Raw genomic sequence first — 26,588 nt, forward strand, 5'->3', positions numbered from 1 at the left:
AACCGGGGAGGGCGGACAGCGGCTACCCGTCGGCTTAACGCATGCGCGGCTACGGTGGCGCTTTCCCCCACGAGGCAGCGCCATGGAATTGTCCGTGCATCCGTTTTCCGAGTTGTTCGCCCAGCTGGGCCTGGCCAACGACGACACCAGCATCCAGCAGTTCATCGCCACGCACTTCCCACTGCCCGATGGCGTGCGGCTGGAAGACGCGCCGTTCTGGTCGACCGCGCAGGCGCAGCTGTTGCGCGAAGAGCGCCGCGACGATGCGGACTGGGCGATGGTGGTGGACCGCTTGAACGTGGCGCTGCACGCCACGCCGGCGTAAGCGGCGGCGTCATCCGCGCGCCACCGTTCGCCGCGGCGGATGCATCAGGGGTCGCTGATCCAGCCGTTTTCCCGCGCCAGTGCGATGGCGGCGCTCTCTGCGGATTCGCGCGTGAGGTGGCGCGTGCGCGTCACCACGTCGGCGCGTGCGCGGCCATCGGCGATGCGGAACATCGCCCGGCCCTGCCAGTAGGTGGTTCCGGACGGGCCTGCCCGCTCCAGCGTCTGGACCGTCAGCTGGCGGCCGCCCTCGGTGATCGTCTTCACGCTCATGCATGGACTCTACCTGCAACCGCCGCGGCCGGCATGCCGGCCGGCGGCACGCGTGGACAGGGCCGCTGGTACGGTGGCGCGGGTCCGGCATTGGTGTTACACAAGGGCCGGCGGGGACGCGGCGCGGTCGCGGTTCCTTCCGCCCGCCGCGTGTCGAACGCCCCGTGCTGCGGAGGCGGGCGCGGTGCCGACAACGAGGGGACTTATGGCGTCGATCATGCGTGGCGTGGTGCTGCTGGGGCTGGCGTGCATGGCGCAGGTGGCGCAGGCACAGGCGCGCGATGCGGATGCCTGGACGTTCCGCCTTACGCCGTATGTCTGGGGTTCGTCGACCGACGGCAGCTTCGCGCACGCGCGGCTGCCGGTGGACCTGCACACCTCGAAGAGCTTCAGCGAATCGCTGGAGGATCTGGATGCCGGTGCCATGGGCGCGTTCGAAGCCCGCAAGGGTCGCCATGGCGTGCTGCTCGACGGCCAGTTCGCCAAGCTCTCCACCACCGTGCAGGTACCGGTCGCCGGTGCATCGCTGCCGGTACGGTTGAAGACGCGCAGCACCAGCGGCCTGCTGGCCTGGCGCTACGGCCTGCTGGAGCGCGAGGCCACCCAGCTGGACCTGGTGGCCGGCGTGCGGGTGTGGTCGGCGCGCGTGCGGCTGGCGTATGCGGTGCCCGTGCCGACGCCGCCACCCATCCCGCAGCAGTACGCCGGCGAGCAGTCGCATCGCTGGGTCGATGCGCAGGTCGGCGTGAAGGGACGGCATGGCTTCGGCAACGGGTTCTTCGTCGGCGGCTGGGTGCTGGCCGGGGCGGGCGAATCCGACCTGTCCACCGACCTGATGCTGCTGGCGGGCTACGACATCGACGAGCGCTTCTCGGTGATCGCCGGCTATCGCCGGCTGTCCACCGACTTCGAAACCTCGGCCGGGTTCCGCTACGACACCACGATGCAAGGCCCCGGCCTTGGCATCGAATACCGGTTCTGACCTTGCAACCGGCCGCCGCTGCGGCCACACAGGAGTGACGCCATGGGTATCGCACGAGCCGCGCTGTACACAGCCGTGGTGGTGATGGGAACCGTCGGTGCAGGCGCGCAGGCGCAGGCGGCCGCGGCCGATGCAGCGCTGCGGCAGGCGGCCACGGCGGAGCAGCCGGCGGTGATCGCCACGCTGCGCGACCTGGTGACGGTGGAATCGGGTTCGACCGACCACGAAGGCGTCGCGACGTTGATGGGCTACCTCGACACGCGGCTGCAGGCGCTCGGCGCCAAGGTGGAACGTGTCGCCTCGGCCACCGGCGGTCCGGACCTGGTGCGCGGCACGTTCACCGGCACCGGCGCGGCGAAGGTCATGCTGATCGCGCACGCCGACACGGTGTACGACCGCGGCATCCTCGCCACCGAGCCGTACAAGCAGGACGGCAACCTGCTGTACGGCCCCGGCATCGCCGACGACAAGGGCGGCATCGCGGTGATCCTGCATGCGCTGGCGCTGCTGAAGGCGCGCGGCTGGAACGACTACGCCACGGTCACCGTGCTGTTCAACCCGGACGAGGAGATCGGTTCGCCCGGCTCCGGCGAGACCATCGCCACGCTGGCCGCGCAGCACGACGTGGTGCTGTCGTTCGAACCGTCGCCGGCCAAGGCGGTGATCGAACACGAGGGCGTGCTGCTGAGTGCGGCGGGCACCTCGCAGGTGACGATGGTGGTCGATGGCGTGTCCTCGCACGCGGGCGCCGCGCCGGAGCAGGGCCGCAACGCGCTGGTGGAACTGGCCCATCGCATCGTCCAGACGAAGGACGTCGCGGCCGGCGTGCCGGGCGCGCAGCTCAACTGGACCACCGCCAGCGCGGGCAGCGTGCGCAACCAGATCCCTGCGCGTGCCGAGGCCGGCGGCGATGTGCGCGTGATGCAGGCCGACGCCAACGACAACCTGCGCGCGGCGCTGGAGGCGAAGGTGCAGGAAGCCGGGCTGGTTCCGGATACCACCACGCGGGTGACGCTGGAGCCGCTGCGCCCGATCTACGTGGCGGGCGAGCGCGGCCAGGCACTCGCCGACCTGGCGCGCGACATCTACGCCGAACTCGATGGCCGCCGGCTGTTGATGCATCCGACCACCAACGGCGGCACCGATGCCGGCTTCGCCGGACGGTCCGGCCATGCCGCGGTGCTGGAAGGGTTGGGCCTGGCCGGCTGGGGCTACCACGCACACCGCGAGTACATCGAAATCGACTCGATTCCGCCGCGTCTCTACCTGGCCTCGCGGATGCTGATCGAACTCGGCAAGCGCGCGCACGCGCCGCGCTGAGTCGTCGCCCGTCGGGGCTGAAGCGCGCGCCGGCGACGGTCGCGGCACGGGGTGAGCGGTGGCCGGCACGCGCGGGCGCCTGCGTGTCAGCAGATGACGGGCCGCATCCCGCGACCACACCCGGAGGTCCCTGATGACGTCCCGACCGTCCCTCGGTGCGCGCGTCGTGCTGCTGGTGCTGAGCGTGGCGGTGGCCGGGTGTGCGACGCGGGGCGCGGTGCGGTCGGTATCCAATGCCGACGCCGAGGTGCGGCAGGTGCAGAACCGGGTATCGCGCGATGCGCCGTCGCGCCCGCACTTCCCCGATGCCACCGCCCCCGGGATGGCCGGCGACGCGTCGGAGACGGCGGCGATGACGGGCGACGCATCGCCACCGCCCCCGCCCCCGGACAGCGCCCGCGTGGCGATGGCCGCGCCGGCCGGCGCGACCGCATCGCAGTGCCCGTTCGGCGAACCGGTGCCGCGTCGCGGCCTGGCGTTCGGCGCCACCGAGCGCGTGGTGCGCGCCGGCTACGCGTTGCTGCACAGCGCCGACCTGAAGACGCCGTACTGGGTGTGCGAGGCCTATACGACGGCATCGCTGCGCAACACCGTCGAGCGCGGGTCGCTGTCGTTCAAGGCCGATCCCGCGCTGCGGCTGGCGCGCGCGGTGCCGGCCGACTACGCCGGCTCATCGCAGCACCGCACGCGCGCTGGCCTGTTCCCCATCGACATCGGCCACATGGCGCCCGCCGAAGCGCATTCCAGCAGCGAGTCGCGCATGGTCGACACGTTCTATCTCTCCAATGCGGTGCCGCAACACCGTGCGATGAACCGTGGCCAGTGGGCGCGGCTGGAAGCATGCGCACGCACCACCGGTCCGGTGCGCGGCACGAAGTGGGTGATCAGCGGGCCGATGATCTATACCGAGCGCGATGTCGCCTACGTGACGGTCGATACCATCGGCAACGGCGTGGTGATCCCGACGCATACATGGAAGATCCTGGTCTACCGCACACCGGCCGACGAACTGCGTGCCTGGGCGGCGGTGATGCCGAACGGGGTGTTGCCGGAGAATGCGCAGCTCGACGATTTCGCCGCCAGCATCGATGCGATCGAGGACGCGACCGGCTTCGACTTCCTGCCGCAGCTGAGTGCGGCGGAACAGCGGCGGCTGGAAGCGCCGGTGCATCCGATCGCCTGCCAGTGAGCGTGCGCCGGATCGCCGCCGGCGCGCCTTACTTCACCAGCCGCAGCGCGCGTGCGGCAGCGGCCGCCTGGGTACGGTTCTCGACCTGCAGCTTGCTGAGGATGTTGGCCACGTGCCAGCGCACGGTGTTGACCGAAATGAAGAGCGTGGCGCCGATCTGCGTGTTGGGCGCGCCCCGCGCGAGCAGGCGCAGCACGTTGAGCTCGCGGTCGGTCAGGCTTTCCGCGATGCCGTTGACGACGATGGGCGTGGCCGCGCTGGCGCTGAAGGGCGTGGCGGCATCGACCGAATGCTGCGCCGCCACGGCGCCGCAGATGCGCGCCAGGTAGTCGGCTTCCAGCGCCGCCAGCGACGCGACGCGCGCGCGGTCGTGCGCGAATGCCACGAACGCTTCGCCGGCGGCGTCGCCCTGGTCGAGGATGCTGCGGAGGAAGCCTTCGTCGGCGCCGAGTTGCAGGATCCGCCGCACGGTGGCGGACACGGCCTCGTGCTGGTGGGTCCGCACGAACGCCACCAGCAGCAGCGAGAGGATCTGGATCTGGCGCGCGCGCCGGTCCGCGGCGTCGGCCAACCCCGCGAGGGCCTGCAGCGGCGCGATCGCCTGGTCGGCGCGGCCCTCCGCGATCAGCAGGCGGCACTGGCTGACCACGCGCAGACCGGCGGGGCGCGACCACGCGGCCGGCAACACGATGTCGTCGTCGATGCCCGTGTGCCGGGCGAACCGCCGCGCACCGGCCACGTCGCCCGCGGCCAGGCGCAGGCGGATGCTCTCGCTGTTCGCCAGCGCGCAGGTGCGCTCGAACGCGGCTTCGACGTTGATCGTGATGGCCTGGTCCAGGTAGGCGAGGGCAGTGCGCGTCTGTCCGCGGGCGCCGAGGATGCCGGCCATCGCCAGGAAGCCACCGGTGCGGATGTCCACGTAAGCGCATTCGTCCACCAGCGGCAGGTCGTCCTCCAGGATGGCGCAGGCCGTTTCCAGCGCATTGCGCTCGTAGTGCAGGACGGCCATCAGCACGCGCGGCATGGCGGCGTTGAAGGAGCGTTCGCCACTGGTGGCGACGGCATCGTCGATGGCGCGCGCCAGGCACTCGCCCGCCGCCGACAGCCTGCCCTGGGCCAGGTGGGTGAGGCCGCTGACGCAGCGGCTGTAGCAGACGCCGTAGGAAGAACCCGCCTTGCCGTGGATCCGCCTCGCCTCGGCGCCGAACGCCAGCGCCTGGGCGAATTCCCCGCGCGCCAGGGCCGCCAGTCCGGCCGCGTTGTTCATGCAGCCGGACATGAAGTGGTACTCCGGGGCATCGGGGAACTGCACCGTCGCCATCGCGTAGGCGCGATCGATGTCGTCGGCGAACAGCACGACGATGGTGCGCAGGGTGTGGATCTCGGCCTGTAGCAGGCGGCGTGCCTCGTGCGAGTCGCCGCACAGCGCCTCGGTGGCGTTCTCCACCTGCTGCAGCAGCAGGTCGGCGTGGTGTACCTGCGTCATGTGCGCCGCGGCCCAGCACTGGTACAGCGGCAGGCGCGGGCTGCGTTCGACCACGCGGGCGGGGAACCGCTGGATCCAGCGCGCGACCTGCGGCACATGGCCCTGCATGATCATGCCGATGGCGAACTGTTCGACCAGCGTGGCGGCGTAGTCGAAGTCGTCGGTATCCAGCGCCATGTTGACGGCCTCTTCCTGCAGGCCGGCCTGGGCGAACCAGGCACTCGCGCGGTGGTACAGGCCCGTGACCGCCCCGGGGTGCTCGTGCTTGAGCCGCATGCGCAGGAAATCGCGGAACAGGTGGTGGTAACGGTACCAGCGGCGCCTGGCGTCCAGCGGAAGCAGGAACAGGCCCAGCGCCTCGATCCGCTCGATCATCGCCTGCGTGTCGTCGCGACCCAGCATCGTGTTGCAGAGCTCCGCATTCAGGCGGTCCAGGATCGAGGAGTGCAGCAGGAACTGCTGGATCTCCGGTGGCTGTCGCCGCACGACTTCCGCGGCCAGGTAGTCCGCGATGCCGCACAGATCGCCGGACAGGCCGTGGATCGCATCCTTCGTGTTGTGGCTGTCCTTGAGGTACAGGCTGGCCAGCTGCAGGCCGGCGCCCCAGCCCTCGGTATGACGGAGCAGCAGGCCCAGTTCGCGCGGCGGGAGTTGCAGGCCATGGGTCTGTTCGAGGAACGTGCCGGCCTCGGTGCGATTGAAGGTCAGGTCGCGCATGCCCAGTTCGCGCAACGCGTTGCCGGCGCGGTAGCGGGCGACGGGCAGGCCGGGCATCACCCGGCTGGTGATCACCACGTGCAGGCGCGTGGACGTGCGTTCGATCAACTGGTGGAACAGGTCGTTGATGCCCGGGGTCTCGGCCAGGTAGTAGTCGTCGAGGAACAGCACGCGGTCGGCGTCCAGCTTGTCCAGGTCGTTGGCGATCCGGATGGTCACCTCGTCCACGTCGAGCGTGGCCACGCGCCCTTCGACGAACGCTTCGGTCGACTGCGAAATCACCGGCCGCTCGCGATTGAAGCCGGCGATCAAGTGGCGGACCAGCATGAACGGGTCCTGGTCGTTGCGATCGAGCGACAGCCACACGGCGTGCGTGTGCAGCCTGGCGTGGCACTGCGCAAGGAGGGTGGTCTTGCCGAAGCCGGCGGCGGCGACCACGAGCGTGACCTTCGGCAGGCGCTTCACCAGCGGAAGGACCAGGCGCGGGCGGTCGATGGCGTCCTCGAGCCGCGTGGGCGGACAGAGCTTGGTGGACAGGATGTGCGATGTGGGCGCCATGGAGTCCTCCCTTCGCAACGTGTGCCGGCGGTGCGCCGCCACGGAGGTCGTGCCGCGTCCCGGGCGGAAGACCGCGACGGCGACTGAGGAACTTTACGCCGGCTGCGTCTGCCGCTCGTCTGGTGTGAGTTCACATTCGCAGGGGGCAGGACGGGCGCGATGGCATGCATCACCGTCCATCCGGACGGTGATCTTTCGCCAACCTCGTCGCAGATTCGCGCTCACGCACCCATACCCGCCCAAGGCGGAAAGAGGACACCATGGAACGCCTCGAGACGACGACATACCGTGCCGGCGCAGAGCGCCCGGCCGTGATGCGGGACGACCACGCGTTCGCGCGCACACCATCCGATGCAAGTGAGGACGCACGCCTGCCGGCGGACGACGCGGTGCACGCGCACGCGGGCATCGATGTGCATCCGCAGCCCGCCGACCTGCTTGCCGACGTGGCCATCGCGGTGGTCGGCCTGGGCCATGTCGGCCTGCGTGTCGCGGTGGCGATGGCCGGCAAGTTCCCCACGGTGGGTTTCGACGTGGATGAAACGCGCGTCTCGACGCTGCGCAACGGCATCGACTGCATGGACGAAGTCGCCGTCCCCGTGCTGGCGAAGAGCCGGCTGGTGCTGCATGCCGATCCGGCCGCGCTGTCCGACAGCAACTTCTTCATCGTCGCGGTACCCACACCGCTGACGCCGGGCGGCAAGCCCGACGTCGGCATGCTGGAAAGCGCATGCGCGACGATCGGCGGGGTGATGTCGCCGGGCGCGACGGTGGTGTTCGAGTCCACCGTGTATCCGGGCGCGACGGAAGAGGTCTGCGGTCCGGCGCTGGAGCGCGCCAGCGGCATGCGCTGCGGCATCGACTTCCACCTGGGCTACAGCCCGGAACGGCTCAACCCCGGCGATGCGGCGCACGGCTTCGAATCCATCGTCAAGCTGGTGTCCGCGCAGGACGAGAGGACGCTGGACCGGATCGCCGCCGTGTACGGAACGGTCGTCCGTGCCGGTGTGTTCCGCGCCCGTTCCATCAAGGTGGCCGAGGCGGCGAAGGCGCTCGAGAACACGCAGCGCGACGTCAACATCGCCCTGGTCAACGAGATGGCGAAGATCTGCGGGCTGCTGGGGATCCGCACGCACGACGTCCTGCATGCAGCGGGCAGCAAGTGGAATTTCCTGCCATTCACGCCGGGCCTGGCCGGCGGGCATTGCATCGGCGTGGACCCGTGCTACCTGGCCGACAAGGCGCAGCACCTGGGTTACAGCCCGCAGCTGATCCTGGCCGCGCGCAGGATCAACGACAGCATGCCGGCCTACATCGCCAGCCAGATCGTGCTGAGGATGGCGGTGCAGGAGAAACGCATCCGCGGCGCGCGCGTCGGCATCCTCGGCATCACGTTCAAGGAGGGCGTGCCGGACGTCCGCGATTCCAGGACGGTCGAACTGGCGCAGGCGCTGGCGATCTACGGCATCACCGCGTGCATCGCCGATCCGCGCGCCGACGTGTACGAGAGCCGCAGCGAATACGGCATCGAACTGGAGGACGAGACCCGCTGGGAGGGCCTGGACGTGCTGGTGCTGGCGGTGCCGCATCCCGAGTTCATGGACCGGCTGCACGAGCAGATCGACGGGTCGCTGCGGCGCCGGGGCCTGCTGGTGGACCTGCGGTCGATGGTGGACCCGGCGACGTTGCGCGAAGACCTGTTCTACATGTCGTTGTAGCGGCGTCGCCGTCGCACGCGATGCTCACGCCTGGGAGAGGAGCGCCGCCAGGGCGGTGCGCAGGTCGCTGGCGCCTTCGGTGCCGTTGTCCGGCTGCGCGTGCACGGCGGCTTGCAGGGCACGCAGGCGGTCTTCATCCAGGTCGTTGCGCAGCACCAGGGCCAGCACGGCGCCGCTGCGGAGGTGGCCGAGCAGGCCGATGATGACGCCGATGCCATGGTGGCCGGCGAGGGCCTGCACGGCACGCCGCTGTAGCCACAGGTCGACCGCGCTGAAGGGCGAGGCGGCGCCGGGCGAGGACAGGGCCAGTGCGGTGATGCGTTCGTCGTCCGGCGCGGCGCGTATCACCAGGTCCAGCGCGGCCGATACGCGCGGCAGCCGTTCGTGCAGCATCGCGTCGTGCCACGCGGGACTGCTCGGCTCGCGCACGCCGAGCCAGCCGGCGAGATAGGCGTCCAGTTCCTCGCAGGCGGCCTGCAGCGGCAGGGGATCGGGCAGCGTGGGGGCGTCGTCGTCGGCGAGCCATGCCCAGGCATCGGGCATGGCCTGTGCCGCGCGCCACGCGTCGCGGTGCGCATCTAGCCCGGGCGGGAACGCATCGTGCCGCGACGCGCCGGGTGCGTCCGTCAGGTGGTCCGTCCACGCGCGGCACATCGCGACCAGGGCGGCGACCGGGTCGTGCCCGGCCGCCGTCAGCCAGTGCGGCTGGCGCCAGTCCGGCGCTTCCTGCAGGTGGATCGGCAGCAGCAGCGGATCGGGGGCGTGCGTCACGCGCGTCTTCAGCGACAGCACGCGGTCGGCAAGCGCGGCGCGCTCGGCGCAATGACCACACATGGAGGCAGGCTCGGAGATCGGATGCCTTCCTTTCGCGCTGGCGCGTGGAAGCCGGACGCTGGCGGCCGTTCATGTGAATTGACCTGCCGCGCTGTCGCCAGGCGGGTCAGTCGTCGGATGCGAGGGTGCCGGTGCGGTCGAGCGTCGCCAGCGTGGCACGCAACGCCCGGGTCTCCGGATGCGTGGGGCCGAGCGCGGCCCGTGCCTGCGCAAGCGCCCGTTCCAGGCCGGCGCGTGCCTGCGGGCGGTCGCCGCGCTGCAGGGTGAGCCGGGCGCGCATCACCGCGACCTGCCGCAGCCATGCCGGCCGCTGGTTCGATGCCGACTGTTGCGGCAACGTGGCTTCGAGGAGGGACAACTGCGCGTCCGCGCGGTCGAGGTCGCCGACGCGCAGGGCCAGGCGGGCATCGAGTATCTGGTTGGCGAACCGCCAGATGAAGTCCGGTGCGTAGGCGTGCAGCAACTGCGCGTTCTCGTCCAGCAGCCGGCGTGCACGCGCGATATCGCCAGGCTGGTCGCGTTCCGCCAGCGCCTCGGCCAGGGTTATCCGGTGCAGCGGCGACAACGGCAGCTGGTTGCGGCGGCTTTGCGAAAGGGTGGTGTCGAGCATGCGGATCGCTTCGTCCACGTGTTGCCGGCGCGTCCCGGGGTCCGGCGCCCGCACAATGAGCAGGCGACGCGCCAGCATCGATTCCACCCGCTGCACGTCGTCGTGGTCCGGTGGGTAGACCGCGCGCAGGATCGCATCGGCCTGGCGCAGCAGCGCCGTGCCATCGACGCGGCTGTCGGGATCGAACAGCGACGCCAGCGCCCGCACGCGCAGCAGGTCGGCGTACTCCGGGTGCCGCTCGCCGTAGTCGCGGCGCACGATGGCCTCGGCGTGGTCCAGGCTCTCCTGGCAGGCCTCCCGCGCACCGAGCGCGCAGTCGGCATGCGCCAGCAGGCGCCACGCGCGTCCGACCAGCGGATGCGCATCGCCCAGTTGGCGGCGGTAGTCGGCCAGCACCTGCGTGATCAGGGCGCGGCCCTCCTGCATGTGGCCGAGCGCCATCCGGTTCTGGGCGACGACGAAGCGCGCGCCGTCGGCCACCAGCGGTGCGCGATCGCGGGACAGCGCGATCGCCGCCTGCAGGTCGGCATCCGCCTCGGCGAAGTGCGCTTGCCGCATGGACCATTGCCCGCGCAGCGTCCGGAGTTCCGCTTGCGCGGTCGCGTCGCCGGCGCGCTCGGCCAGGGCAAGCGCCTGCCCCAGCGTGCGCTGCGCGTCCACGCGCTGCACCTGGTCCCACTCGCTGCGTGCCCGCTCGGTCAGCAGTTGCAGGTGTACGTGGATGGACATGTCATCGTCTGCGGCGGCCAGTGCCGCGCCCGCGACCTGTCCGGCGTCGGCCGGCCGGCCTTGCAGGTTCAGCAGTGCCGCCAGCGTGGCCGCCGTGCGGGCGGGATCGTTGCGTTGCAGCGAAGCGGCTTCGCGCGCCAGCGTCGTGGCCCGGGCGTAGTCGCCGATGGCCATGTAGTTGCGTGCCAGCACGGCCAGCCCGCGTCCGGCGACGTCGGGATGGTCCTTTTCCAGCGCCATCGCCCGCATGCGGCGCTCGGCGTCCTGCAGCAACTGGTGCGACGACGGTGGCATGGCGCCGAGTCCCGACAGCGTGGCGACACCCAGGGTCTGTTCGAACAGGGCCGACAGTGCCTGGGCTTCGTTGGCGTCGTGTGCGATGCGCTGGCCGTGCCAGGCCGCAAGACCGCCGGTTGCGACCAGGACCGCGAGGCAGACCGCCGCCACCACGACCAGCGGACGGTGCCGTGCCGCGGCACGGCGCAGGCGGTAGAGGACGCCGGCGCCGCGCGCCCGTACCGGCTCCGACTGCAGCCAGGCCTGCAGGTCGGCACGCAGGTCGGCCACCGAGGCATAGCGGTCCGCAGGCAGCGTGGCGGTTGCGCGCAATGCGATGGCATCGAGATCGCCGGACAACCGCCGCGCCAGTTGCGCCGGCGTGCGGACACCGCGCGCGCGCGCCGCGTCCATCGGCAGGGTCGAGGCCAGGCCCGACATCGGCATCGCCGGCGCATCGGGATCCGGATTGAAGGCGAGCAGCAGCGACGAAGGCGTCCGCGGCAGCATGCCGGCCAGCAGGCAGTACATCAGACGCCCGAGCGACCAGACATCGGCGGTCGCCTGGGGTCGTTCGCCCGACAGCGCCTCGGGTGCGGTGTAGCCGTGCGACATCGCCAACCGCGGCGCGCCGCCGGGCGAGGTGAGCGAGGCGGTCAGGCCGAAGTCGAGCAGTTTTGCCTGGCCGTCATCGGTGACCATCACGTTCGACGGCTTGATGTCCTGGTGCAGCACGTCATGGTCGTGCGCATACGCCAGCGCGTCGCAGACCTGCACGAGCAGCGCGACGCGCTGCCGCAGGTCCGCGCGGCGCTCGTCGCACCAGGTGTCGATCTGCGCCCCCTGCACGTAGCGCATCGCGAACCAGGGCGTGCCGTCGTTGTCCACGCCACCATCGAGCAGCGCGGCGATGCCGGGATGGTCGAGCGCGGCCAGCGCGTCGCGCTCGCGCAGGAACCCCTCCACCAGCCGCGGCGATGCCATTTCATGGCGGATGCATTTCAGGGCGATGCGCTGCAGATACTGGCCGTCGTCGCGTTGCGCTTCGTGCACGGTGCCCATGCGCCGGCCCAGCAACCGGTCTTCCGTGGCCGCATGGTTGCCGCCGAACAGCCGTGCATCCGGAAAGCGCGGCAGGTCCGGTGGTGCGCCACTCTCGAATGTCGCATCCGAGGCGAGCAGGCGGGACAGGGTGTCGTGCGTCCCCGGATCGTCCCGTGCGAGCACGGCCAATGCCGCCGTGCGCGCATCGGGCGTCAGCGTGACGAACTCGTCGAACAGGTGCAGCGCGCGCGCCGCCGGGGTGCTCATGTCGGCGTCCCGCTGCGCAGGGTCAGCGGAATGCACGTGCTGCCGCTTCCAGCCGAGGGTGGACAGGACGGGCAGGGATGGTTCACGGGGCGGCTCCTGGGACGAACCAGCAGCGCGGTGCTGGAATGTCATATGACGTCGGCCAATCGGGTTCGCGCAGGACACGCGCGCCTGTCGGGTGGGTCCGCCGCCCGTCGCAAGGGACGAGGGGACTCAGGGCAGGGTGCTTGCCGGGTGCCTGCCGGGATCAACGCCACGGGCGTGCCTGCCATTGCCGGTGGCACGGTGGCGGGACGGCAGGCGGCCACGCTCGCGCTGACCTGCGCGGCCATCGCATCCGGCCCACCGTGACGCGGCGATGACGCGCGGCAACCTAGGCTGCAGCTTTCTCATCGGGAGCATCACCATGGCCGACACGACCCGCGACGAGGTCATCCTGCAGCTGAATCGCGTGGACACCGCGATGGAAGCGCCTGAAGCCGACAAGGCGGCGTTGCTGCAGCAGGCACTGGACTGGCTGGCCGACAACCCGCCGAAGGTCGCCGCCGACGCGCTGTACTACCGCGAGCGGCTGCAGGTGATCCGCGAGCGCCACGGCGCCGCGTAAACGCGTTCGAGTCCGCCCCGTTCCGTACCGATCGCCGCGCGTGCGTGTTCGCCCATGTGCGCCGCAGCCCTGCACGGGCTGCCCGGATGACCGGGTGGCGTGGCCTCAGGCCTGGTACTGCTTTTCTTCGATGAAGCGCGAGCCGGCCAGGCGGTTGATGGTGTTCTTCACCGCGATGCGTTCGCCGTTGCGCTGTGCGACCGCGCGGGCGAGGGTGATGAATTCGGCATCGAACGCCTGCGCCGCTTCTTTCGCACGCAGCGCGTCCTGTACGTCCCACATGCGTTCGTTGATCGCACGCAACTCGTGCTTCAGCCTCGCCAGTTCGTCCTGCCCGGTGGCCAGCGGATCCCACAGCGTGCGCAGGCCATCCAGTTCGACCTGCACATGCGCGCGCTTGCCGGCATCGTCGATGCGCTCGGCCTTGATCTCGAGGATGGAGAGCTTGTCGGCCAGTTCGCCGATGGAAACGGGGATCAGGATGGTGTTCATGCGGGCATTCTAGCGCCGGGGCGGCGACCGGCGGTGCGCATGGCATGATGCGCCGTCCTTGATGACCGGAGAACGTCCGCATGCTGCAGCGCCTGTTCGTGCTGTTCCTCGTCTTCGCGATGCCGCTGTCGGCCGCGGCCGCGCCATCGCAGGTCCGCATCGTGCAACAGGATGGGGCGTACGTGATGCTGGTCGACGGCCAGCCCTTCCACGTGAAGGGCGCGGGCATGGGCGGCGATGGGCAGGAGGCACTGGCTGCCCGCGGCGGCAACTCCTTCCGCACGTGGAGCACGGGCACCGACCGCGCGGTGATCCGCACGATGCTGGATCGCGCGCAGCGCAACGGACTGAAGGTCGCGATGGGCATCGAGGTGGGCAACGAGCGCCACGGTTTCGACTACGACGATCGCGCCGCAGTGAAGCGGCAACGGGAGCGCATCCGCCGGGAAGTCGGTCTCTACAAGGATCATCCCGCCGTGCTGATGTGGGTGGTCGGCAACGAACTGAACCTGCACTACAGCAATCCGAAGGTATGGAATGCGGTCGGCGACATCGTCGACATGATCCACGCGGAAGATCCGGCCCACCCGGTGATGACCACGCTCGCCGGTTTCGACAAAAAACTGATCGACCTGTTGAATGCGCGCGCGCCGTCGCTCGACCTGATCGGCATCCAGCTGTACGGCGACATCGGTGCGTTGCCGGAGAAACTGGCGGCCAGCGGCTGGACCGGGCCGTATGTCGTCACCGAATGGGGTCCCACCGGCCACTGGGAAAGCCCGCTGACCTCCTGGAAGGCGCCGATCGAGGATGACGCCTCGCGCAAGGCGGCGTTGCTGCAGCAACGCTACGAACAGGTCATTGCCGCGGACACGAAGCAAGGACTGGGCTCGTACGTGTTCCTGTGGGGCAACAAGCAGGAGCGTACGCCGACCTGGTATGGCCTGTTCCTGCCCGGCGGCGAAAGCACGCCGGCCGTCGATGCGATGCAATACGTGTGGACGGGCGCGTGGCCCGCCAATCGCGCACCGTCGATCCAGCCGTTGCGGCTGGATGGCAGGCTGGCGATCGACAGCATCGCGTTGGCGGCGGGCAAGCCGTACACGGCGAACGTGGAGGCGCGCGATCCCGATGGCGATCCGCTTCGCTATCGCTGGACCGTCCTGCACGAGAGCACCGCCACCAGCATCGGCGGTGATCGCGAAGACGTGCCGCCCGACGTCGCGCTGGTCATGGAGGACGACGGCAAGGGAGGCCTGGCGTTCACCGCGCCGGTCGAGCCGGGCGCGTACCGGTTGTTCGTGGAAGTCCACGACGGCAAGGGCCATGCCGCATACGCGAACCTGCCGTTCCGGGTGGAGGCGCGCTGATCCACCCACTGCGTTCCGCCGGCAGCGTCGACGCTGCTGTTGCGCTGCAGCATAATGGCGCATGGATGTCGTGCCGCCCCCCGTTTCCTTTCCTTCCGTCGCCCGGCAGCTCAGCGGGCGCCAGGCCGGCCTGATCCTGTTCGCCCTGACGCTGGGTGGCTTCGCCATCGGTACCAGCGAATTCGCCAGCATGGGCCTGATGCCGAACATGGTCGCGTCGCTGGGCGTGACCGAGCCGCAGGTCGGGCACCTGATCAGTGCGTATGCGCTGGGCGTGGTGGTCGGCGCGCCGTTGCTGGCGATCCTCGGCGCCGGCTGGAAGCGCAAGACGCTGCTGCTGGCGCTGATGGGGTTCTACGCGCTCGGCAACCTGGCCAGCGCACTCGGCCCGACCTACGAGAGCCTGCTGGTGTTCCGCTTCATCGCCGGGCTGCCGCACGGCGCGTACTTCGGCGTGGCTGCGCTGACGGCGGTGGCGATCAGTCCGCCGAACAAACGTGGGCGCGCGATCAGCCTGGTGATGCTGGGCCTGACGCTGGCGATCCTGATCGGCAATCCGCTGGCGACCTGGCTGGGTCAGATGATCGACTGGCGCTGGGTGTTCGCGGTGGTCGCGCTGGTCGCGTTGAGCACCGCCGTGCTGCTGGCGATCTGGTTGCCCACCGGCATCGATGGTCCCAAGCCGAAGCCGCTGGACGAACTGCGCGCCTTCAACCGCCTGCCGGTGTGGCAGGCGTTGGGTATCGGCGCGATCGGCTTCGCCGGCATGTTCTCGGTCTTCAGCTACCTGGCACCGACCATGCTGGACGTGACGCGCGTGTCGCCGGCCTGGATTCCGCTGGGGCTGGCCGGCTTCGGCGTGGGCGGCGTGATCGGCAACTTCATCGGCGGCTGGCTGTCCGACCGTTTCCAGTTGCGCGGTGCATGGATGGTGCTGGCGTGGGCGACGGTGGCGCTGCTGCTGTTCCCGCTGCTGGCGGACGCCTTGCCGACGATCCTGCTCGCCACCGTGGCGATCGGCCTGATGGGCGCACTCGGCCCGATCCTGCAGTCGCACCTGATGGATGTGGCCGGCGATGCGCAGACGCTCGCCGCCGCCTCCCACCATGCGGCCTTCAATACCGCCAATGCGCTCGGCCCGTGGTTCGGCGGCATGGCGATCACGGCCGGCTACGGCTGGACGTCGACCGGCTATGTCGGTGCCGCGATGGCGGTGGCAGGCCTGCTGATCTACGCGTGGGCGCGACGGACGCTGCACGCCGCGGCGCCATCGGCTGCCGTTGCCTGCGATACCGCGGGCTGACCCGCACGGCTATGCCTCATTCCGGCGCGGATGCCGCCGGCGGCCAACCCGAGCGCCAGCGCCGCGTCGTGCGCTGGAAGAACTGGCTGTTGGGGATCTGCAGCACGGTGTCGCCACGCAGCGCATCGTCTTCCAGCAGCGTGGTGTAAAGCAGGTTGATGTCCACCACGCGACCACGCAGTCCCGGCTTGTCGCCGTTCTCCAGTACCTCGATGTGGTCGTGCACGCGGAACGGGCGCGTGGTCAGGATCAGCACGCTGCAGAAGATGTTGGACAGCACGCTCCATGCGGCGAAGAACGCGACGGCGGCCACCGCGGTGAAGCCCGTCAGCGCAGTCCACAGCACGCTGCCGGACACGCCCAGCCGGCCCAGCGCCAGCATGAAGGCCGACAGGTAGACCAGCACGCCCAGCAACCGGCGCGCGCTGACCGCCACCTGCGCCGGCAACCGGTAGTGATCGCAGATGCGCCGCACCACGATGCGCAGCAGCCGCAACACCAGCCACGCACCCAGCAGGATGGCAAGCGCCTGAGCCACCGGAATGGCCATGTCGGCCCACTCCTGCAGCCAGTGAGGAAGATGCGGCCAGGCCATCAGTGGCCTGGCCGCGCGACGTGGTGCGCGGCAGCGGAGGACAGGTTCATGCGGAAAGGGTGGCGATGTTGGCGCGGATGGTCAACCGCGGCAGCGGCGCATCTGGTGACCGGGCCACTGCCGTCCGCCTCCCTGATGCAGCTTCTGGCGGTCGCGTCGTCGCGACGTACGCATGCGCCGTCCTGCGGCGAGGACACGAGCGCCATGGCGGCGCAGGTGTTCCATGAAGAAGTCCAGCGGCGAACAAGCGCTTCGATGCGCGGCGCTCCTGCCTATTCGATCGCCAGGAATGCACGCAGCGCCTGCGCAACGGCTGACGCTGCGCGGGAATGCGCCGGCGGTCCGCGTTGTCAGCTGTCCCGTCGGCGGAACACGCCCACATTGGTGTAGCTGCGCCCGTCGCTGAGGTGGCCGCGCATGCGGATCACCAACGTATCGGCATCGACCAGTTCGCGCTCCGACCATTGCACTTCGCGCCCGTCTTGCCAGGTGGTCGAGTGCAGCAACGTGGGCGACACCGATTCAAAGCTCAATGCGTCCGCGTGAGGAGTGCTGTGGTACGGGTATGGCGTGCCGTCGGCCCGCCCGGCGAACGCAGCCTGGTGGCGCTTCCCGTTCTTGCCGAACCATTCGGACGCGATCGACAGTGCGCCATCCTCGGCGCAGTCGAGCCGGTAGTGTCCACTCCGCGGCGGACGCCCGAGCTGGTAGTCGCATTGCTCGGGCAGCAGGTGCCAGGTGCCCGCGAAGGCGGCGGCGTCATGGATCGTCATCTGCACTCCTTGTGCGGGGGAGGACCGAGGTTGGCATCGCGCCTCCATGCTAGCGAGCGACCCCCGTGTCGCGGTTGCCAACGCGGTCCCAAATCCGCACCTGCGCATCGCTTTGTGCGCGGGACAGTGACCGCGTGCCGTGATGAATGTGATACGGACTGCGACTGTGGCCACAGCAGCGGCGGCCAGGCGCCGACAGGGTGTTCAGCAGGTCAAGGTTGGGCTGTGGTGGTCGGAACACGGCCGGACCGGTCCCCGGCGCCGCGCTTCAGCGGAGTGCTCCGTCCGTCGGACCCGGGTCTTCACGGCCCAGTTCGTCCATGGACAAGGTCGGCGTTGCCAGCCCGTGCCAGGGCGGCGAATCGAGGACATGGGCGAGGGCATCGGTGACCAGCAACTGGACCAGCGCGTCATGGACGCTCGGGTCGACCGTCTTCAGGGATGCGAGGGCCACGGCCTGGTCCTCGTCCGCCATCTCGGAGTAGATATCGAACAGCGACATCGCGACGGCCCTGGCGTGCTGCATCACCCGACCGCCCTGACGGGAAGGGACCGGGCGAACCCGCCTCCCTGCGTGGCGACGCAGGCAGAGCGTGGGCGCGAGGAAGAGGAGGGGGCGGGGCGGCATTGCACAACAGGAGGATTCGCCAAGGGAAGGCGCATCCGGACGTTCCGCCGGCGTGCGGTGCCGGTAGCTCAGAGCGGATCGGGCAGTTCGCCTTCACCAAGGTGGCTGAACAGGAATGCGCGTGCCTTCCGCCAGTCGCGGCGCACGGTGCGTTCGGTCACCTTCAGCACCCCGGCGATCTCCAGTTCGCTGAGGCCGCCGAAGTAACGCATCTCCACGACCTGTGCCAACCGCGCATCCAGGTTGGCCAGGTCGTTCAGCGCCTGGTCGAGGATCAGCAACTGCTCCAGCCGCGAGCTTTGCCCGGGTTCGTTGGTCTCGTCCAGCGGCAGCAGGTCCATGCCGTCGCCGCGCTTTTCCGCAAGAGCGCGCCGGACCTCGTCCAGCAGCACGAACCGCATCGCCCGCGCGACCAGTGCCACCAGGTGGGCGCGGTTCTCGACACTGAAGTCGGCGCTGGCCAACTTCAGCCAGGTTTCGCTGATCAGCGACGTCGGCGAGCGGACGTGCCCGCGTCGCTGCTGGCGGATCTGCGAGCGGGCGATCTGGTGGAGATCCCGGTACAGCAGCGCGTAGATCCGGTTCCATGCGTCGGTATGCCCCTTCTCCACTTCCCCCAGCAACTGGGTGACGGAGTCCGGGTCCGGCGGCGCAATCGTGTCGATGTCGAGCGAACCCGGCAGGTCGGTCGCCGCGGGTCTCGTCTCATCGCTGTCTCGCTGACTTGTCATGTCCGGAGTGTGCCTTCCATCACGATCTCGTCCCTACATATATGAACCGCCGGGGACCGTTAGGCAAGCCGTAACTCGCGCTTCGCCCATCCGGTGCCCGCGAAAAGGGAGTCGCGGGCGCAGGGAATGCACGACGACGGTGTACCCAGGAAAGTGATCCACAAGAGGAAGTCATGCGTAGTTCGAGGAAAGTCGGTGTGGCGGGGACGTCGCTGCGGAACAACCGGGTGGCAGGAGGGGCAGCGCATGGCGCATGAGGATACGGCAGACGTTTCGCGGAAGGACGGCGAAGAGGCCACCGAAGGCCAGCCGCAGGCGGCCGTCGCTCTGCCGGCGCACTGGACCTTGCCAAAGGGCGTGGGACCGCGCGCGATCAGCCAGTGGCCGATCACGCAACGGCTCAGCGCCGAAGAATGGAAGCTGCTGATGCATGCGCTGCCTGGCCGTGTCGGTGCCCGTGCGCGTCACGGCGGCAACGCGCGACGCTTCATCGAGGCCGTGCTGTGGGTGGCGCAGACCGGTGCCTACTGGTCGGATCTCCCCCGCGATTTCGGTTCATGGCACGGCATCTACGTGCGTTTCATCCGCTGGGCGCAGGACGGCAACTGGAACCAGGTGCTCGCCCGTTTCGATCCGCAGGACCAGCGCGCCCAGGACCTGCATGCGCTGATCGAGCGCTACCTGCATCGCAACAACACCAAGCACCTCAGTCGGGCAATGCGCGCTTCGTGATCCGTGTCCTGTCGCATGCATGCCAGTGCGATAGGGGAGAAGCAGGTTTTCGAAGAACGTGCGACGACGATCCACACCGGCGTGCCACATCGGCCGACGGATATCGTTCGCCTTGTTCTATCCGCGGGCGTACCCCCGTCTGCGGCTAGGTGGGCCGCTCCTATCCCCATGGAGCGAACCCTTTGCCGTCCATGCCCGACACATGGGCGGCATCGCGCTCAGGCGCCCGAGGGGGAGGTGCAATGCCTCCCCCTCTTCTTTTCTCCTTCGATGCTCGCGGTTCTCCAGTGGACCACTGCCGGGGGCTTAACGCGCCCTGGTCTATCTTCGAACCCCGGTTCCTGATGCAGGAGTTCACATGTCCACGCATGTCTTCACTGCCGAGGATGCCTCCGGCCGCCGCTGCCGCATCCAGGTGAACCGCGATGCTGCGGATTCCACGCACGGCGAAGCCACATCCGCAACGGCCTATGTACTGGAAGACGGTAGTCGCGTGCGCCGCATCGACAACGACACGTTCCAGATCGTCGGTACGGGCGCCTACGTCACCCGCGTTGCCGAGTGACGCGGCGCGCGTATCAGTAACGTGCCGAGGCGTGCAGCGGTGCGGCGTGGCGCCACGCCGCACGCGCACCGAGGAAACCGAGTTCCACCAGTACGCCTGTACCGATGACAATGGCGCCCTGGCGTTCGACCAGTTCGATGGCGGCCTTCAAGGTGCCGCCGGTGGCCAGCACGTCGTCCACCACCAGGACGCGCGCGCCGGCCGGCACCGCATCGACATGGATCTCGAGCCGGTCGCGACCGTATTCCAGCCCGTAGTCGAGCGACAGCGTGTGCGCCGGCAGCTTGCCGGGCTTGCGCACCGGCACGAAGCCCACCTCCAGTTCGCGCGCCAGCGCCGCGCCGAGGATGAAGCCGCGCGCTTCCACGCCCACCACGGCGTCGATGGCCTCGTCGCGCCACGGCATCGCCATGGCCTCGACGGCAGCGGCGAACGCGGCAGCGTCGGCGAGCACCGGCGTGATGTCCTTGAACAGGATGCCGGGCTGCGGGAAATCGGGCACGTCGCGGATCAGGTCGGTCCAGGCGGGCATGACCGGCTCGGAAGCGGAAGGGGTGACGATGCTAGCGCATGTGGTCGAAGCCAGGCCGGGGTCGTGCGCGCGGGACGCAGTCTCCCGCGACGGGCAGCTAATCATCCCTGCCGCGCAGGACTATCCTCGCCATTCCATTTTCCCGGTCGAGTCCTGTCCATGTCCGCTGCCCTGTCGATGTACGAAGCATCCGTCCCCGTGTTCCTGCGCGCGCTGCGCAATCTCCGCCATGCGCTGGAGAAGGGCGAAGCGCATGCGCAGGCGCAGGGCTACGAACCCACCGTACTGCTGCAGTCGCGGCTGTACCCGGACATGCTGCCGCTGGTGCGGCAGGTGCAGATCGCCACCGATACCGCCAAGTTCGGCGCCGCGCGCCTGGCCGGCGTGGAGTCGCCGCGTTTCGAGGACGTGGAAACCAGTTTCGCCGAGCTGTACGCGAGGCTGCAGGCGGTGTCGGACTACCTGCGGACGTTCGACGAAGCGGCGCTGCAGGGGAGCGAATCGCGTGCGGTCACCCTGTCCACGCGCACGCGTGGCGACCTGGCGTTCGATGGCCGCGGTTACCTGCTCGGTTTCGCCTTGCCGAACCTCTTCTTCCACGTCACCACGGCGCACGCGATCCTGCGCCACAACGGCGTGCCGCTCGGCAAGCAGGACTATCTAGGCCCTGCGGCGTGAACGGATGCGCGCCGCGTCATTGCGGCGCGCAGTCGCGTGCGCGTGCCAGCAGCAGCGCCTGCTCGCGCGCGTTGCGGGTCAGCGTCGCCGCACGCTCGAACTCCGCGCGGGCTTCGTCGCGGCGGTCCAGCTTGAACAGCAGGTCGCCGCGCACGCTGGGTAGCAGGTGGTAGTGCTTCATCGCCGGCTCGTCGCGTAGGCGGTCCACCAATGGCAGCGCGCTGGCGGGACCGGAGGCCATCGAGACCGCGACGGCACGGTTGAGTTCGACCACCGGTGACGGCGCTACCTGCGCCAGCGCGGCGTACAGCGTCGCGATCCGCGTCCAGTCGGTGGCATCGGCCGTGACCGCGCGCGCATGGCAGGCCGCGATCGCCGCCTGCAGGGCGTAAGGCCCGAATGCGCCGCCCAGTTGTTCCGCACGTTCGAGCGCCGCCAGTCCGCGGCGGATCAGCAGAGGGTCCCAGCGCCCGCGATCCTGTTCCAGCAACAGCACCGGCGCGCCGTCCCGGCCGATGCGGGCCGGCAGTCGCGACGCCTGGATTTCCATCAGCGCGACCAGTCCATGCACCTCCGGTTCGCGCGGTGCCAGTGCCGCCAGCATGCGACCGAGCCGCAGTGCTTCCTCGCACAGGGCCGGACGCGCCCAGTGTTCGCCGCTGGTCGCGGCATAGCCTTCGTTGAAGACCAGGTAGACCACGCCCAGCACGGAGGCCAGGCGCTCCTGCAGTGCGGCGCCGCGCGGCACGTCGAACGCCACGCCCGCTTCGGCCAGCGTGCGCTTGGCGCGCACGATGCGCTGCGCCACCGTCGGCTCGGAGGTCAGGAATGCGCGGGCGATCTCGTCCGTCGTCAGGCCGCACAACAGGCGCAGCGTCAACGCGACGCGCGCGTCCATCGACAGCACCGGATGGCACGACACGAACACCAGCCGCAGCAGGTCGTCGTCGATGTCGTGGTCCAGCGCGTCCTCGTCGCGCGCGCGCCGCTCCTCGTGAGCATCGTCCAGTTCGCGCGCCAGTTCCTCGTGCTTACGGTCCAGCAGCTGCATCCGGCGCAAGCGGTCGATCGCGCGGCGCTTGGCGGTGGTCATCAGCCACGCCCCCGGGTTGTCCGGCACACCGTCACGGGGCCAGGTCTCCAGGGCGGCGACCAGGGCGTCCTGCGCCAGCTCTTCGGCCAGGTCCAGGTCGCGCAGCATCCGTGCCAGGCCGGCGATCACGCGCGCCGATTCGATGCGCCAGACGGCATCGATCGCGCGATGGGTGGAGGACTCCGACATGCCGCGCATCACACCATGGTGCCGCGGCCGGTGAAAGCCGCAGCGCAGCGAGCCCGCGCATCACGAGGCGCACGACACCCCCGTGCGGGCATCACGCATCCTTCTCGCAGTTGATCATCCACGGCACGCCGAACCTGTCGACCAGCATGCCGAAGCGCACCGCCCAGAAGGTCTGCCCCAGCGGCATGGTCACCTGGCCACCGGCCGACAGCGCACCGAAGATGCGCTCCGCTTCGGCGATGCTGTCCACCGACAGCGACACCGAGCAGCCCTTCACGCCTTCATGGGGATACGCCGGATGGTTGTCCGACCCCATCAGCACGGTCTGCCCGAAGCTGATGTTCGTATGCATGATCTTCTGCTTGTGCTCGGGCGGGAAATCCTCGCAGCCCTCGGCGCCGTCGAAGCGCATCATCGGTCCCAGTTCGCCGCCGGTGACCTGGGCATAGAAGGTGAAGGCGGCCTCGCAGTCGCCGTTGAGGATGAGGTAGGGATTGACGTTCATGGTGGACTCTCCTGGGTGATGGGCGGCCTGTCCGGGCCGTGTGCTTTGTTGCGACGAAGCGGCGGTGCCGGAATCGACAGGCAGGTCCGGAGAAATTTCATCGCGTCCGCCGGGCATCAGCAGGCGTCATCGCGGCCGGACAGCGCGGGCCGCCGCCGCTTGGGCGCGCGCTCCCACGCATACCGGTACGACCACGCCACCAGGGCCATCAGGTAGTCCGCCGGCATCGCCGATACGTCCACCACCGTGACCCAGCGTTGGTGTCCCAGCCAGCGCGCCGGCTTGATGCCGGGCTGGTCGGTCAGCTCGAGGAAGCGGTCCGGGGACACCTTGATGCTGAAGCGCCAGCGCTCCGGTTCACTGGTCTTGAAGTGGGCGAAGCGCCTGCCGCCCACGGCATACACCAGGATGTTGGCGGGTGCGGCATGCAACTGCTCCTCCGCGCCGGGCAGCGAACGGAGATGGCGTTTGAGGGCGGCGATATCCATGCGCGGATGCTAGCGCCGCCGCCCGACCGCGGGGGCGCACGGACGCGAGGCCGAGGGCAGCGTCTGTCCGCATGCCGCCCTGTTCACGCGTCCCTCCGCTCGCTGGCTTACCGTGCCTGCCATCGCCACGCACAGGAGCGCCCTTATGCCGTCCCATTCCCGGTTCACGCGCGTGGCGAAAGCCGCGTCCACGTTCACCGGCCGTCCCGCGTGCTTCATGCTCGCGCTTGCGGTCCTGCTGGTCTGGGCGATCAGCGGTCCGCTGTTCGACTTCAGCGATACCTGGCAGCTCATCATCAATACCGGTACCACCATCGTGACGTTCCTGATGGTGTTCCTGATCCAGAACACCCAGAACCGCGACACCGAGGCCATGCAGATCAAGCTGGACGAACTGATCCGTGCCTCGCGCAGCGCCGACGACGCGCTGCTGGACCTGGAGGAACTGGAAGAGAAGGAACTCGACGTCCTGCGTGCGCGTTACGAGGACATGGCGCGGCAGGCGCGGGAGGCAAGGGAAACGCGAAGAATGCGATGATCCGCCGACAGGACTCATGGATGACGGAGGCGGGAATGAGATTGGCTTTGGCATTGTTCGCGACAGTTCTGCTGCCTTGTGTGGCAAAGGCGCAATCAGGTCCGCAGGCAGGCGTGTTTAGTTTCCTGGATGGGGGATTGGCCGGCGTGCACGACGTCGTGGTGGGCGAGGCGGCGATGGTGGATACGCTGGTGTTCACCTACGGCGGTTCCGGCTGCACCGACCTGGGGCGGCATTGGCTCCCCCGACTGGCCGCGGGCATGGGCATCAACGCGCGCTATGTCGCGCTCAACAAGCGCCATGTGGCCGAGGGCACGGTCGGAGATGGGGGTGGCACAGCGTGCTCGCCCGCATTCAATGCGCAAAACACCCCACGGCAATGGATGGCGGACTACATGGAATTCATCTCGCGGACGTTGGAGGAGCATCCCGGGCGCTGGAAAAAGATCGTGCTCGTGGGAGGGTCCGAGGGTGGCGCACTGGCGGCGCGCATTGCGCGTTCACGGTCCGACGTCACGCACCTGGTGGTCGTGGGTGACGGGGGATGGAGCATGCGCGAGAACCTGTCCTCGCTGATGGGTGCCGAGGCTGTGGAAGCGGCGTGGAAGGACATCGCGCGACATCCTGGCAGCACGGACAGGATCTGGCTCGGGCATCCCTACCGCTACTGGTTTGATACTTTCGATCACGCGCCGCTTGCCGACTATCTGGCGCTCGACATCCCGGTATTGATCGGGTTCGGCGAGCGTGACCGAAGTGTCCCTGTCGCTTCTGCGCATGAGGTGCTTCGTGCTGCGCAGGTTGCCGGCAAGAAGAACATCGGCCTGGTCGTGTATCCGGGTGCAGACCACGGCCTGAATGCGGAAGGGCACGATTTTCTTGCCGATTTCCTGCGAGGTGCGGGTCAGGGTGTTGCCAGCGGCCAGTTGGACTGAGCGTTTCCGTCTCAGCCGGTGTGCTGACGCCACGCCGTCAGAGCCTCTTTTCCATCCGGTAGTTGTGGATGGCCACGCCCGCGAGGACGAGGTCGTTGCGGGCGATCAGGGTGAAGCCGCGGCGTTCGAACAGGGGGCGGGCGAGTTCGCTCGCTTCGACATGGAGGCGCGCGATCCCTTGCTGGTGCGCGTGCGCTTCGAGGGCGGCGTACAGCAGTGAGCCGATGCGCAGGCCTTCGGCTTCGGGGGCGACGTACAGGTAGTCGAGGTGGCCGTCGGCTTCCAGATCGCCGAAGCCCAGCACCCGCCCGGCGTCGTCCTGGGCTACCCGTACATGGCGTCCGTCGCTGCAGCGGGCGGCGGTGCGCTCCACACGCGCTGTCGCCGCCCACGCGGCGATCTGCGCCGGGGTATACGCGCGTGGGCCGTAGTGGCGGACCGAACGGGCGTAGAGGTCGCTCAGCGCAGCGGCATCATCGGGGCGATAGGGGCGGAGGGAAACCATGATCGACCGGCAGCGGGACCGGCGCCGAGCATACGCTGGCCGTGCCGTCGAAGGGTGCGCCCGTCACCGCGCGTGGCCCCGCGACATTGCGTCGTCAGCGATGCAGCAGGTCTTGCAGCGCGCTTTCCAGTGTCGGGCATCCGAACGTGAACCCTTCCGCCAGCGCATGCGCCGGCAGCACGCGCTGGCCGGTCAGCAGCACCTGCGCCATTTCGCCCAATCCCGCCTTCAGCGCGAAGGCCGGGGTCGGGAGCACTGCCGGCCGGTGCAGCGCCTTCCCCAGCGTGCGGGCGAAGTCCCGGTTGGTTACGGGCACCGGCGCGGTGCCGTTGTAGGCGCCGCCGGCGTGATCGTGGTCGAGCAGCCACGCGATCATCCGCACCAGGTCGTCGCGATGGATCCAGCTCATCCACTGGCGGCCGTCACCCATCGGGCCGCCCGCACCCAGCCGGAACGGCGGCAGCATCTTCGCGAGCGCACCGCCATCCGCCGCCAGCACGATGCCGGTGCGCAACCGGCAGGTGCGGACGTCCAGGCCTTCGGCCTGCATCGCCTCGGTTTCCCAGTCGCGGCACAACCGGGCGGCGAAGTCGTCGCCGGGCGCGGCGGACTCGTCCAGCGCTTCATCATCGCGCGGGCCGTAGTAGCCGATCGCCGACCCCGAGACCAGCACGCGCGGGCGCACCGACTGCCGCGCCATCCAGGCGATCAACGCCTGCGTGGTATCCAGCCGGGAGCGTCGGAACCCGTCCTTGCGCACCGCGTTCCAGCGCCCGGCCATCAGGGGTTCGCCGGCCAGATTCACCACCGCCTCCACGTCGCGCGCTTCGTCGAGCGACGCCAGCACGCGCACACCAGCGGGCACTTGCGTGCGTGCGCGCGCAGGATCGCGGCTCAGCACGCTCAGCGCGTGCCCGTGGTGCAGCAGGTGGAGGCAGAGGGCACGACCGATGAAGCCGGTGCCGCCGGTGAGCAGGACATGCATGCGCGGGGGTTGGCGGT

28 protein-coding genes are annotated in these 26,588 nt (G+C 69.4%); 13 read left to right on the plus strand and 15 right to left on the minus strand.

The window, feature by feature from the left end:
* The first annotated feature begins 82 nt into the window (after positions 1–82).
* Positions 83–325, plus strand: a complete 243-nt coding sequence (locus tag V7060_RS00250) for a DUF2789 domain-containing protein (protein WP_334177268.1) — start codon at positions 83–85, stop codon at positions 323–325.
* Between the two features lie 44 nt (positions 326–369).
* On the opposite strand, the gene V7060_RS00255 is transcribed toward V7060_RS00250, so the two are convergent.
* Positions 370–597: a hypothetical protein gene (locus V7060_RS00255; protein WP_334177269.1), complete on the minus strand. Its 228-nt coding sequence runs from the start codon at positions 595–597 to the stop codon at positions 370–372.
* Positions 598–802: 205 nt separating this feature from the next.
* On the opposite strand from V7060_RS00255, the gene V7060_RS00260 reads away from it, so the two are divergent.
* From V7060_RS00260 to V7060_RS00270, 3 genes are all read left to right on the plus strand, one after another.
* The gene (locus V7060_RS00260; protein ID WP_334177270.1) at positions 803–1,579 is read left to right on the plus strand and encodes a hypothetical protein; all 777 of its coding nucleotides are present in this window, start codon (positions 803–805) and stop codon (positions 1,577–1,579) included.
* Between the two features lie 42 nt (positions 1,580–1,621).
* A complete protein-coding gene (locus tag V7060_RS00265) occupies positions 1,622–2,899 on the plus strand; it encodes a glutamate carboxypeptidase (protein WP_334177271.1) in 1,278 nt (425 codons plus the stop codon).
* Between the two features lie 133 nt (positions 2,900–3,032).
* On the plus strand, positions 3,033–4,088 hold the full coding sequence (locus V7060_RS00270) for a DNA/RNA non-specific endonuclease (protein WP_334177272.1): 1,056 nt from the start codon (positions 3,033–3,035) through the stop codon (positions 4,086–4,088).
* Between the two features lie 28 nt (positions 4,089–4,116).
* Here the strand turns inward: V7060_RS00270 and V7060_RS00275 are convergent, their stop codons facing one another.
* Positions 4,117–6,849 (minus strand): LuxR C-terminal-related transcriptional regulator, encoded by a 2,733-nt coding sequence (locus tag V7060_RS00275; protein WP_334177273.1) that lies wholly within the window; start codon positions 6,847–6,849, stop codon positions 4,117–4,119.
* A 260-nt stretch (positions 6,850–7,109) separates the two neighbouring features.
* Between V7060_RS00275 and V7060_RS00280 the strand changes: the two genes are divergently transcribed.
* On the plus strand, positions 7,110–8,567 hold the full coding sequence (locus tag V7060_RS00280) for a nucleotide sugar dehydrogenase (protein ID WP_334177274.1): 1,458 nt from the start codon (positions 7,110–7,112) through the stop codon (positions 8,565–8,567).
* Positions 8,568–8,591: 24 nt separating this feature from the next.
* On the opposite strand, the gene V7060_RS00285 is transcribed toward V7060_RS00280, so the two are convergent.
* Both V7060_RS00285 and V7060_RS00290 read right to left on the minus strand, forming a co-directional pair.
* Entirely contained in the window at positions 8,592–9,401 is an 810-nt protein-coding gene (locus tag V7060_RS00285; protein ID WP_334177275.1) for a hypothetical protein, read from the minus strand.
* 106 nt (positions 9,402–9,507) lie between these two features.
* Entirely contained in the window at positions 9,508–12,327 is a 2,820-nt protein-coding gene (locus V7060_RS00290; protein WP_334177276.1) for a serine/threonine-protein kinase, read from the minus strand.
* Positions 12,328–12,733: 406 nt separating this feature from the next.
* Here V7060_RS00290 and V7060_RS00295 point away from each other — a divergent pair, with 406 nt between their 5' ends.
* The gene (locus V7060_RS00295; RefSeq protein WP_334177277.1) at positions 12,734–12,934 is read left to right on the plus strand and encodes a hypothetical protein; all 201 of its coding nucleotides are present in this window, start codon (positions 12,734–12,736) and stop codon (positions 12,932–12,934) included.
* A gap of 105 nt (positions 12,935–13,039) precedes the next feature.
* Here V7060_RS00295 and V7060_RS00300 read toward each other — a convergent pair whose 3' ends face one another.
* The gene (locus V7060_RS00300) at positions 13,040–13,426 is read right to left on the minus strand and encodes a DUF6165 family protein (RefSeq protein WP_334177278.1); all 387 of its coding nucleotides are present in this window, start codon (positions 13,424–13,426) and stop codon (positions 13,040–13,042) included.
* Positions 13,427–13,506: 80 nt separating this feature from the next.
* Between V7060_RS00300 and V7060_RS00305 the strand changes: the two genes are divergently transcribed.
* Positions 13,507–14,796, plus strand: coding sequence for a glycoside hydrolase family 2 TIM barrel-domain containing protein (locus V7060_RS00305; protein ID WP_334177279.1), 1,290 nt, complete (start codon positions 13,507–13,509; stop codon positions 14,794–14,796).
* Between the two features lie 61 nt (positions 14,797–14,857).
* Positions 14,858–16,099 carry an MFS transporter gene (locus V7060_RS00310; protein ID WP_334177280.1) on the plus strand — a complete coding sequence of 414 codons (1,242 nt, stop codon included), beginning with the start codon at positions 14,858–14,860 and terminating at the stop codon, positions 16,097–16,099.
* A gap of 16 nt (positions 16,100–16,115) precedes the next feature.
* Here V7060_RS00310 and V7060_RS00315 read toward each other — a convergent pair whose 3' ends face one another.
* The 4 genes from V7060_RS00315 to V7060_RS00330 form a co-directional block, all read right to left on the minus strand.
* Complete coding sequence (locus V7060_RS00315) at positions 16,116–16,694, minus strand: mechanosensitive ion channel family protein (protein ID WP_334177281.1); 579 nt, start codon at positions 16,692–16,694, stop codon at positions 16,116–16,118.
* A gap of 350 nt (positions 16,695–17,044) precedes the next feature.
* On the minus strand, positions 17,045–17,467 hold the full coding sequence (locus V7060_RS00320; RefSeq protein ID WP_334177282.1) for a hypothetical protein: 423 nt from the start codon (positions 17,465–17,467) through the stop codon (positions 17,045–17,047).
* 268 nt (positions 17,468–17,735) lie between these two features.
* A complete protein-coding gene (locus V7060_RS00325) occupies positions 17,736–17,993 on the minus strand; it encodes a hypothetical protein (RefSeq protein WP_334177283.1) in 258 nt (85 codons plus the stop codon).
* Between the two features lie 170 nt (positions 17,994–18,163).
* Positions 18,164–18,826: an ECF-type sigma factor gene (locus tag V7060_RS00330; protein WP_334177284.1), complete on the minus strand. Its 663-nt coding sequence runs from the start codon at positions 18,824–18,826 to the stop codon at positions 18,164–18,166.
* Positions 18,827–19,072: 246 nt separating this feature from the next.
* On the opposite strand from V7060_RS00330, the gene V7060_RS00335 reads away from it, so the two are divergent.
* Both V7060_RS00335 and V7060_RS00340 read left to right on the plus strand, forming a co-directional pair.
* Positions 19,073–19,558: a transposase gene (locus tag V7060_RS00335; protein WP_334177285.1), complete on the plus strand. Its 486-nt coding sequence runs from the start codon at positions 19,073–19,075 to the stop codon at positions 19,556–19,558.
* A 358-nt stretch (positions 19,559–19,916) separates the two neighbouring features.
* Positions 19,917–20,123 (plus strand): hypothetical protein, encoded by a 207-nt coding sequence (locus V7060_RS00340; RefSeq protein ID WP_334177286.1) that lies wholly within the window; start codon positions 19,917–19,919, stop codon positions 20,121–20,123.
* Positions 20,124–20,136: 13 nt separating this feature from the next.
* Here the strand turns inward: V7060_RS00340 and V7060_RS00345 are convergent, their stop codons facing one another.
* Complete coding sequence (locus tag V7060_RS00345) at positions 20,137–20,655, minus strand: adenine phosphoribosyltransferase (RefSeq protein ID WP_334177287.1); 519 nt, start codon at positions 20,653–20,655, stop codon at positions 20,137–20,139.
* A gap of 159 nt (positions 20,656–20,814) precedes the next feature.
* Here V7060_RS00345 and V7060_RS00350 point away from each other — a divergent pair, with 159 nt between their 5' ends.
* Positions 20,815–21,333 carry a DUF1993 domain-containing protein gene (locus V7060_RS00350; RefSeq protein ID WP_334177288.1) on the plus strand — a complete coding sequence of 173 codons (519 nt, stop codon included), beginning with the start codon at positions 20,815–20,817 and terminating at the stop codon, positions 21,331–21,333.
* 16 nt (positions 21,334–21,349) lie between these two features.
* On the opposite strand, the gene V7060_RS00355 is transcribed toward V7060_RS00350, so the two are convergent.
* The 3 genes from V7060_RS00355 to V7060_RS00365 all read right to left on the minus strand — a co-directional run bounded on the left by V7060_RS00355 (position 21,350) and on the right by V7060_RS00365 (position 23,608).
* Entirely contained in the window at positions 21,350–22,615 is a 1,266-nt protein-coding gene (locus V7060_RS00355; RefSeq protein WP_334177289.1) for an RNA polymerase sigma factor, read from the minus strand.
* Positions 22,616–22,706: 91 nt separating this feature from the next.
* Positions 22,707–23,120 carry a VOC family protein gene (locus V7060_RS00360; protein ID WP_334177290.1) on the minus strand — a complete coding sequence of 138 codons (414 nt, stop codon included), beginning with the start codon at positions 23,118–23,120 and terminating at the stop codon, positions 22,707–22,709.
* Positions 23,121–23,236: 116 nt separating this feature from the next.
* Positions 23,237–23,608, minus strand: a complete 372-nt coding sequence (locus V7060_RS00365) for an MmcQ/YjbR family DNA-binding protein (RefSeq protein ID WP_334177291.1) — start codon at positions 23,606–23,608, stop codon at positions 23,237–23,239.
* A gap of 145 nt (positions 23,609–23,753) precedes the next feature.
* Here V7060_RS00365 and V7060_RS00370 point away from each other — a divergent pair, with 145 nt between their 5' ends.
* Both V7060_RS00370 and V7060_RS00375 read left to right on the plus strand, forming a co-directional pair.
* Positions 23,754–24,146, plus strand: coding sequence for a low affinity iron permease family protein (locus tag V7060_RS00370; RefSeq protein WP_334177292.1), 393 nt, complete (start codon positions 23,754–23,756; stop codon positions 24,144–24,146).
* Positions 24,147–24,181: 35 nt separating this feature from the next.
* On the plus strand, positions 24,182–25,081 hold the full coding sequence (locus V7060_RS00375) for an alpha/beta hydrolase (protein ID WP_334177293.1): 900 nt from the start codon (positions 24,182–24,184) through the stop codon (positions 25,079–25,081).
* A 37-nt stretch (positions 25,082–25,118) separates the two neighbouring features.
* Here V7060_RS00375 and V7060_RS00380 read toward each other — a convergent pair whose 3' ends face one another.
* Entirely contained in the window at positions 25,119–25,586 is a 468-nt protein-coding gene (locus V7060_RS00380) for a GNAT family N-acetyltransferase (protein WP_334177294.1), read from the minus strand.
* Between the two features lie 94 nt (positions 25,587–25,680).
* Positions 25,681–26,571, minus strand: a complete 891-nt coding sequence (locus V7060_RS00385) for a TIGR01777 family oxidoreductase (RefSeq protein WP_334177295.1) — start codon at positions 26,569–26,571, stop codon at positions 25,681–25,683.
* Between the last annotated feature and the right edge of the window lie 17 nt (positions 26,572–26,588).

This window comes from Pseudoxanthomonas sp., assembly GCF_036845285.1.
GTDB lineage: Bacteria > Pseudomonadota > Gammaproteobacteria > Xanthomonadales > Xanthomonadaceae > Pseudoxanthomonas_A.